This window comes from Vibrio fujianensis (assembly GCF_002749895.1).
Lineage (GTDB): Bacteria > Pseudomonadota > Gammaproteobacteria > Enterobacterales > Vibrionaceae > Vibrio > Vibrio fujianensis.
In genome coordinates, this window is the sequence record NZ_NBUS01000037.1 from 46,526 (window position 1) to 47,870 (window position 1,345).

At 46.1% G+C, this 1,345-nt stretch carries 2 protein-coding genes; one reads left to right on the forward strand and one right to left on the reverse strand.

The features are described from left to right. Positions 1 to 118: magnesium transporter (locus B7C60_RS17695; RefSeq protein ID WP_245868503.1), on the forward strand; the 118-nt coding region annotated here is incomplete at its 5' end. 89 nt (positions 119 to 207) lie between these two features. Here the strand turns inward: B7C60_RS17695 and pmbA are convergent. Next, a partial coding sequence (pmbA, locus tag B7C60_RS03330; RefSeq protein ID WP_245868480.1) for a metalloprotease PmbA occupies positions 208 to 1,345 on the reverse strand: 1,138 nt, incomplete at its 5' end.

Consider the following 1,345-nt stretch of genomic DNA (forward strand, 5'->3'; position numbering starts at 1 on the left):
AATCTTACTCAAAAAGATGAATATCGACCCTGCGCTCGCTGGCGGTATGGCATTAACCACCGTTACCGATGTGGTGGGATTATCGGTTTTCTTAGGTTTAGCAACCTTATTTATCTAATTTATCTAACGTTTAGCCTCATCTCATTTAACGACTGCAAAAGCGCTGATTATATTCAGCGCTTTTGTGGTACCAGGGAGTGGCAAAGGTTATTCGCCTGCCACTTTCATGGATTCTAACAGCATTGAGCCGGTTTGAATTTGAGAGCGAGTTTCTACATCGCTACCCACCGCAATAATTTGCTTAAACATGGTTTTTAAGTTGCCCGCAATTGTCACCCCAGATACCGGGTATTGGATTTGTCCATTTTCTACCCAAAACCCTGCTGCACCACGCGAATAATCACCCGTTACAGTATTCACACCTTGCCCCATCACTTCCGTGACCAACAATCCGCGATCCATCGTTTTGAGTAGTTGAGCAAAATCTTGCCCTGTTGTTTGCACAAACCAGTTATGAATACCGCCCGCATGTCCCGTTGGCTGCATCTTCATTTTACGTGCGGCATAGCTAGTCAGTAGATAAGTCTCTAGTATACCGTTGGTAATAATTTCACGATCTACTGTCTGTACCCCTTCACTATCAAAAGGACTAGAAGCTAAACCTCGTAAAATATGAGGGCGCTCGCTGATATTAAACCAATCAGGTAAAATTTGTTGTCCAAGATGATCGAGTAAGAAGGAAGATTTTCGGTACAAATTGCCACCGCTGATCGCCATGACTAAATGCCCTATCAAGCCGGTCGCCACATCCGCCGCAAATATCACTGGGTATTGCCCAGTTTTCAGTTGTTGGGCATCTAAGCGTTGGACAGTTTTTTCTGCCGCTTGTCGGCCAACCTCTTCTGGGGTCCATAAATCACCGCTATGGCGTGCAACGGTATAACTGTAGTCGCGCTCCATCTCACCATTTTGCCCTTCACCAATCACACAGCAACTGATGCTATGACGGCTAGAAGCATAACTGGCCAATAAACCATGACTGTTGCCATACACCTTAATACCATAGTGGCTATCGTAACTAGCACCGTCGCTTTGCTTGATTTTACGGCTAGAGTTCAATGCTTCTCGCTCTGCGGCAATAGCAATCGTGGCAGCACGATCAGGGTCAGGTTCATCAGGATGAAACAGATCCAGATCAGGAATCGTCTGCACCATTAATGCTTTCGGTGCAGGGCCTGCATAAGGATCTTCAGACGTGTAATGAGCGATATCTAACGCCGCTAACACCGTTTGCTGAATGGCTTTTTCACTCAAATCAGAGGTGGATGCACTCCCCTTACGCTGC